Annotated in this window: 4 protein-coding genes; all 4 read right to left on the reverse strand. The window is 38.1% G+C overall.

From position 1 onward, the window contains the following. On the reverse strand, nt 1–728 hold a 728-nt coding region (locus ACFVSH_RS23400), incomplete at its 3' end, for an HAAS domain-containing protein (protein WP_387708102.1). Between the two features lie 35 nt (nt 729–763). Next, complete coding sequence (locus ACFVSH_RS23405) at nt 764–1,969, reverse strand: hypothetical protein (RefSeq protein WP_387708104.1); 1,206 nt, start codon at nt 1,967–1,969, stop codon at nt 764–766. Between the two features lie 149 nt (nt 1,970–2,118). Further along, nucleotides 2,119–2,775: a phosphatase PAP2 family protein gene (locus tag ACFVSH_RS23410; RefSeq protein ID WP_387708106.1), complete on the reverse strand. Its 657-nt coding sequence runs from the start codon at nt 2,773–2,775 to the stop codon at nt 2,119–2,121. A 224-nt stretch (nt 2,776–2,999) separates the two neighbouring features. Continuing rightward, on the reverse strand, nt 3,000–4,349 hold the full coding sequence (locus ACFVSH_RS23415; RefSeq protein WP_387708108.1) for an amino acid permease: 1,350 nt from the start codon (nt 4,347–4,349) through the stop codon (nt 3,000–3,002). Nucleotides 4,350–4,368: the final 19 nt, after the last annotated feature.

The raw sequence follows: 4,368 nt of genomic DNA on the forward strand, positions 1-4,368 counted from the left end.
CAATAAAGGAGGATACCCAGCATCGTTATTAAACTGCTCAGTATCAAATTAACATCCCCTTGGTAATGGGTCTGTTTCAATAAAACTTCAGGTGCAAAAAGGAGGATCGGAATGATGATGGAAACCCAGGATTTGCTCCATAAGGATATGAGGATGAATATTGAAATGGCTAGAATTACAGCAATAATATTACCTGTGTTTTCAAATTCAATAAACGTTGTGCCATAAATCTCACTAAACAAAATTAAACTGGCAAATAACGCAATCGAGATTATGCCTAGTCCATATAGGAGTGCACCTTGCTTGACCTTGGATAATTTATGACTAGCCATATACCTAAAAGATAACATATAAACGAATATTGAAAGGATTCCCGCCAAAGGATAACCAAGGATTTCCCACAATGAAAATTCAATCCCACCATTTATAGCTTTTGCAATAATCCAATAGGAAAATGCCCCGATTAAAATCATCACTATATATTTCAGCCATCCCTTAAAATCAACTGGCATTTCATCAGAAAGAAGTTTCATATACCCTTTTGGACTTCTGCCTATGATATGTCCTACACTTTTTTCATTCCTCTCCGCTTCGAAAAGATGGACCTCCAACTCTTCGATGATATCCTCGATTTCAGCCGTTTTCTTTCCACTTGAAAAAAGATATAATCTGAGGTCTTCTAAAAAGAGTTGACTTTCCCTGGATAACGCTTTGTTTACATCAAGCACCTTTACATTCCCCTACTTATTTTTTAATGTCCATTTTAATCAATAAGTAAATGCCAGATATTTTCTTGTTTCTTATACCTTCCCTTTATTTCTCCAACACCATCAATTGTAAGCGAATCACTGTTTTCAATGGGGCTTTTCCCTAATATCAGATGTAATTTATTTATGTTTTTAATTCCATTACCAACATGGGCAATTACAGGCTGTTGAAAAAGAAAGTCTTGATTGTTGATTCTTACTTTTAAAAAGCTTTTATGTAAAAGTCTATCTTCAAAGGCAATGATATTCATAGGATCAAAGGTTTTGGCAGTTATTTCCCCTTCAATATATAGATGAATTCCTGCATGTTGATAAAATTCTTCAAATTCACTTTTTCTCTTTTCTAAAGCAAAATTAACTGCTTCCTCCGTTTCAGTACTTACCTTAACAACACCTATTGAATCTTCGATATAGTCACCGGTATGCTGTTTTAATAGGTCATATAATGTTTCTTCTCTATCAAAAAAACTTTCCATCCAGCCTGGTGAAAGCTCCTCAAGTAACAAACACATAAACAAACCGGAACTATAACAACTTTTTCTAATACTAGAAGTAGATTCAAATTTGTTAATTAGTGGTTGTGCATACTTTTTTAAAACTGAATCGTAATCTAGCGGGCTTTTTTCGTAGTAAGCCCTTAATTCGACATACCACGCAGGTCCCTCGATGGTTTCAATCAAATTTTCATACATTAAGTACTCTTCAATACTGGCGGCTCTTTTTTCCCTTAGGGCAATGAAAGCAGCAAGGTATTGTTTCTTCTTCATTACGTTATTTTCCAACAACGCATGATAAAGATTTGCTCTTTCCCGATTTCGCAATTCCACATTTTCTTTTGACAACGGATATGTGATTCCCATCATTTCATCAGGAAACCGTTTTTCATCTTTAATATATTGATAGCCGTGAAATAATTCGTGAACCACTATTGAATACAAATCTTCATAATGCTCATACGAATCCATATTAACAATTGCAGTGGGATATTCTTCATACAAAATAATTGTGTCGCCAGTTAACCGTACATCCCACTTTAAAGTATGATATGTACATTGTGGATCGTTACTGATTTTGGGATGATTGAATAGATAAACATTTCTCTTATCATATAATGCATAAGCAGCAAGTTCAAAACCCGGCCAATAATTTTCCAACTTCACTTTAACCAAGTCTTCAGCCATTCGATTAAGATAATGAGGCATTCTTTTCCTCCCTCCATTGTTTCAATTCGATTAAAAACATCATATCATATATAATTTAACATAAATATCCAATTTTTTAATACACAAAAAGCCACTGTAACATATCAGCTCATGGGAGCCAATATTCTTACAGTGGCTATTTCCTGTGGTCACTTTTTAATTTGCCTCGCTGCGAAATGATTGGCCTGATAAGCCGATAGGGCTTGGAACATATACTGGACAGCTGCATATACCCCGCATGCAAGAAGTATCCCTGCGAGTACATCCAATACAGCATGCTGTTTCGTAAATAGCGTCGAGAGGATTATCAGTGTTCCGAATGCAGTGACACTGGCATACTCCCATTTATGCTGTTCTTTCCGCTTATGGGCGACGATCATCATGATGAATGTAGTCAGTACATGAATGCTGGGAAGACAGTTGACAGGTTGATCATGACTATAGACGATCCTCATTAAATGGGCAAAGACATCGTTCCCCACTACTTCTGGACGCGGGACTGTCGATTGCCAAAGGCAATATACAAGAAAACAGAGAAGTTTCCCCGATATTAAACTGCCTAATCCTACGAAATAGTGCTTTCGGTCAACAAAACAGTAGTAAATCAGCAATCCATAAATATACGGATACCAAAGTAAATAAGGCACGACAAATTCTTTAATAAAGGGAATCTCCCCATCTATTATAGTCGTAACATCGACAGCATGACCTGAAGATTGGTTGATGATTGAATAGATGGAACTAGTGATCACCAAAAGTAATAGATAATATAACGGGTGAAAGGATAGAATGGAATTGTTTTTCATGGCTCGCTCCGGCTTTCAATAAATTGGTTTTTTTCCAAAGATTATTATACAACATTTTTCACTAGATTAACTCTTTAATTGCTCAAGTTAATGATTCCCATGAACTAGTAAAATGGATATCTCTTACTTTTAGATGTGACCAAGAATACATAACGAAAGCCATGGCATGCTACCATGGCTTGAAACTTATATGCGAGAAGGCAAAAGCGATATCCCCGCTTTCTCTAGATTTTGTTATGGCGTTTTTTCCATACAAACGTCAAGGAAATGAAGATGTAGATGCAAAGTGTAATGATCGTAACGATTATGGATGTCGTGAAAATGATTCCGATCAGGATCGTTATTAACGCGATGATCGCAGCCCAAGTCGTGTACGGGAACCATTTTACCGAATAGGCACTTGTTTTTCCGGACTGTTGTTTACGTGATTTCAAATGGGCGAAAGCAATAATCAACCAGATGAATAATACGGTATATCCCAGCGAACCCATTAGGAACTCGAATGTCTTGCTTCCAGCAAATAAGGAAATCAGTACACCTCCATATAAAGCGGAAGTACACATTAAGATTGCGGGAACAGGTACTTTCTTCTTGGATAACCGGGAAAAGATTTTCGGAATGCGACCATCCACGGCTTGTGTATATAGAACGCGGGATGAACCATATAACCCGGAGTTCATCGAGGAAATGATCGCTAATAGAACAACGGCGTTCATAATATGGTCGGCACCAGGAATCCCAATTATTTGAAAGACCATAACAAACGGACTTTCCTGCACCCCGTTTACTTCGTTCCAAGGAATTAAGCTAACGATGATGAAAAAAGGAATGATATAGAAGGAAATGATCCTGATTAATGTACTGCGAACGGCTTTTGGTACCACTTTTTCAGGATTTTTCGTTTCAGCTAATGTGACCCCGATGATTTCCGTACCGCCATATGAATAGATGACTACCAGCATCGCCGTGATCAAGCCTGTCGATCCATTCGGAAAGAAACCGCCATGTTCAGTCAAGTTAGAAAAACCGACGGCTGTATGATCACCAAAAGTAACGAGCAGCAACAATAATCCAGCCATGATGAACACAATGATTACAGTTATTTTAATTAAAGCAAGCCAGTACTCCGTTTCCGCAAAAACCTTTACCGAAAGTAAGTTAACCGCAGTAACTAAAACCGAAACAGCTAATGCCAGTATCCAGATTGGGTATCCAGGCAGCCAATATTGAAGGAAGATCGCCGCAACCACTGATTCAGCCGCGATATTCAATACCCACATTTTCCAATAGATCCAATCCAGGAAATAGGCAGGATACTTTCCTAAAATCGATTGGACCAAATCCCTGAATGTGCGTGCACCGCTATTGCGGACCGCCATTTCAGCTAAACCTTGCATGATGAATAATAGGATGATCCCACCTATCAAGTACGCAATGATTACGGAAGGGCCGGCCATATCAATGGCTGAACTGCTTCCTTTAAATAAACCTGCCCCGATGGCACCGCCTAATGCCATCATCGTAATATGCCTTGAAGTCATTGTCCTCTGTAAATTCCGTTTGTCCGTTTCCATATCCTTACCTCCCAAAAAT

It is taken from the genome of Peribacillus sp. NPDC058002 (assembly GCF_042886655.1).
GTDB lineage: Bacteria > Bacillota > Bacilli > Bacillales > DSM-1321 > Peribacillus > Peribacillus aracenensis.